Annotated in this window: 3 protein-coding genes; 1 reads left to right on the forward strand and 2 read right to left on the reverse strand. The window is 32.8% G+C overall.

The window, feature by feature from the left end:
• Positions 1-778 precede the first annotated feature (778 nt).
• Positions 779-919, reverse strand: a complete 141-nt coding sequence (locus tag C8322_RS14440; protein WP_004809164.1) for a hypothetical protein — start codon at positions 917-919, stop codon at positions 779-781.
• Positions 920-1,385: 466 nt separating this feature from the next.
• On the opposite strand from C8322_RS14440, the gene C8322_RS14150 reads away from it, so the two are divergent.
• Complete coding sequence (locus C8322_RS14150) at positions 1,386-2,030, forward strand: SOS response-associated peptidase (protein ID WP_005221852.1); 645 nt, start codon at positions 1,386-1,388, stop codon at positions 2,028-2,030.
• Between the two features lie 124 nt (positions 2,031-2,154).
• Here the strand turns inward: C8322_RS14150 and C8322_RS14155 are convergent, their stop codons facing one another.
• Positions 2,155-2,355, reverse strand: a complete 201-nt coding sequence (locus tag C8322_RS14155; protein ID WP_005221851.1) for a hypothetical protein — start codon at positions 2,353-2,355, stop codon at positions 2,155-2,157.
• Positions 2,356-2,428: the final 73 nt, after the last annotated feature.

Raw genomic sequence — 2,428 nt, forward strand, 5'->3', positions numbered from 1 at the left:
AATTATAGGACTGAATAAACCTTATAGGCTAGGTTTGTGCAACAAAGCCGTGATAAACTGAAATTACTCACGTAACACCCTCCTGATTTTATCAACCAGCTGAGACTTCATTATCGATTTTGATAATCGAATAAGAAGCAATATCTGGATTGCTATCTTATTTATCAGGGCACATGCAGGTATTTTCAATGACAGAAATAAATGAAAACACATATCTTGCCCTATTTATATTTCTCCCGGCAGATTTAGAAAAAATTAAATTTAAGTGAGTATTTAAAACATCGTTTTTTTCTTAGGAAAGGCAAAAAATTAATATTTTTTATAAAAAAACCGCACCTTGGGGAAGATGCGGATAAAACTCGATATTTAATCAAGTATGGAGCTTTTTGAACACCTAGTAAAATAATCAAGATTCAAGAGACTGTCAATAAAATATTTAACTAAAATCTTAATTGATAAGGATAAAATTTTCTCTCTGCCGGGTTTTATGAGCGTCTATCTAATTAGACTCAATCCTTATTGTCACCTACCTCGCCCCCATGGACCTGATGATCAATTTCAGTTGCACCCTTCAAAGCCAATAAACAAAATATAAGGTTTAGCATAATTTTTCTTCCTATGAATAAGTTTATGGGAATGTTTAAGTATTTTCCTCTTTTAACTGCCTTGATTTAAATATCATCTTATTAAAGATTAAATAAGATCATTTACGTCACATTGAGAATTTCCTGAATCTAAGAAAATTTGAGGAATCTACTTAACAATATTGTTCCAGCAATTAAGCCGAGAACTCTTTTAATAAAAATCGCTTTACTGTCTCATCAAAATCCGGATTTGCGAGAATTGGCTGATTATTTTTAATAACTTGATAGCAACAGCTTGCAGCCACACCTACACCTAATAATGTCAACAATTTCATTGTTCACCTCAGATACTAAAAATTTAAACTTAAACTATCATTCAAAATTGTAGCCTTCCAACTTAGTTTTGATGATTTTATGTTCTGTATGTAATTGAATGTAGGTAAGATAAATAGTATTGAGTAAAAAATATACAGTTAAGTAAACATTGTAATTAACCTACAGTCTTGCACCACAGTTTTGTCAAAAAGGTCAATTCAAGTTAATTATGACTTAAATTCCTTCTGTTTAATTATGTCCTTATTCTAATAAAAATAAAATAATAGTCATCCGGCATACTAGGTCTGAGTGCATTACATGATCAATTTCTTAAAGATTAAAATGTTTATATTTCATGTTTAATGCCTAGTGGAAAGATATTCCAAACCTGCAAAAAGTGTAATTACGTTTTTAAGTGGTTTTGTGTCTATATTCATCTTATCTTAATTTTTATTAAAGACAAAAATTAGAATGTAGAGGTTAAGTATGTGTTCAAACTATGAGTTTCCGTCGAAACAACGCTTGTCTTTACTCGACATTCATGAAGAGCAGCTAGAATTAGAAATTAAATCTCATGTCTATCCACTTGCACCTGCTCCTATCATTATGCGTGGTACGGAAAATTTTGAACTCGATATTGCCCATTTTGGATTAATCCCTTCCTGGGCGAAAGAATTAAAATTTGGTCGTCACACCTATAATGCACGTACTGAAACAGTTGCCGGCAAACCCAGTTTTCGGCATGCCTGGGTAAAAAATCAATTTGCATTGGTGCCTGTAGAGGTCTTCTATGAACCTAAATATATAGAGGGAAATTCACATTGGTTCGGAATTTCACGTGCAGACGGTAACCCTTTTACTGTTGCTGCAATTTATGATGATGCCCATATTGATGGCAAGAGAATCAGATCTTTTTCAATGTTGACCATGAACGCAGATAAACATCCATTTATGAAACAGTTTCACCGTCCGAACGATGAAAAGCGTTCGATTATTGTCATCCCGGAAGAATTGCGGTATGACTGGTTGCACTGTACTCATGAAGAAGCCAATGATTTTTTTATTGAAATGAAAGACGAATTTATTGTCAAGCCTCAGAATAAAGAAAATTCATTAGATAAGAAAAATTAAGTATCCCTAACAGCATTCAGTTTACTTATTTAAATACTTAAAGAGCAAAAGTATTTTATTAAAACTTTTTAAAAGACAATTAAAAGCCCAAATAAAATTGGGCTTTATTGGAGTAAAATTAGTTTCACTCTTCCACTTCTAGAGGATCACCATCTTCCGGACGTGTATGACGCGTAGCATCATCTGCCGGGTCAACACTTGAACCATCTTTAGTAATTGCATTATATAATTCATCTTCCTTCTTATCATCAATAAATTCCTCGTCATCAAATTCCAGAGGCTCATTATCATCATCAAAGTTTAAAGGCTTTTCTTCATCTTTCATGGCGATCCCTTCATAGTTATCATGGGCTTTGTTGCACAAACCTATCTGTAAAGGCTTTTTTAGCGATATAATT

Source organism: Acinetobacter sp. SM1B (assembly GCF_003289665.1).
GTDB classification, from domain to species: domain Bacteria; phylum Pseudomonadota; class Gammaproteobacteria; order Pseudomonadales; family Moraxellaceae; genus Acinetobacter; species Acinetobacter schindleri.